Genomic DNA, 541 nt, shown 5'->3' on the forward strand with positions numbered 1-541 from the left:
AGGAGCACTCGCCGATGGATGACCGGAGCGCTGCCGCCAAGATCCGGCTGACGGCCGCCGCCAAGGACTACACGACCGACTCCGGCGACATCGTGCACGCGCTGGCGCCCACCGATCTGGAGATCGGGGAGGGCGAGTTCGTGTGCATCGTGGGCCCTTCCGGCTGCGGCAAGTCCACGCTGATGGACATGATCGCCGGGTTCCACGCGCCCTCGAGCGGGGTCGTGGCGGTCGACGGCGAGCCGGTCACCGGTCCGTCGGCGGCGCGAGGCGTGGTGTTCCAGCAGGCCAACCTGCTGCCGTGGAAGTCGGTGCGCGCCAACGTGGAGCTGGGCCCGCTGCTGCGCGGGGCGCCGGCGCAGGAGCGCCGGGAGATCGGCGAGCGTCAGCTGCGGCTCGTGGGCCTGGAGTCCTTCGCGGACCGCAAGCCCTACGAGCTCTCGGGAGGCATGCAGCAGCGCGCCCAGATCGCCCGTGTGCTCGCCAACGACCCGGACGTCATCCTCATGGACGAGCCGTTCGGCGCACTCGATGCCCTGAG

The 541-nt window shown here is 71.3% G+C and carries 1 protein-coding gene; it reads left to right on the forward strand.

Features of this window, described 5'->3' with window-relative positions:
- Nucleotides 1–14: 14 nt before the first annotated feature.
- On the forward strand, nt 15–541 hold a 527-nt coding region (locus tag IG178_RS25090), incomplete at its 3' end, for an ATP-binding cassette domain-containing protein (RefSeq protein WP_193215282.1).

It is taken from the genome of Neoluteolibacter marinus (genome assembly GCF_014904755.1).
Classification (GTDB): domain Bacteria; phylum Verrucomicrobiota; class Verrucomicrobiia; order Verrucomicrobiales; family Akkermansiaceae; genus Haloferula; species Haloferula marina.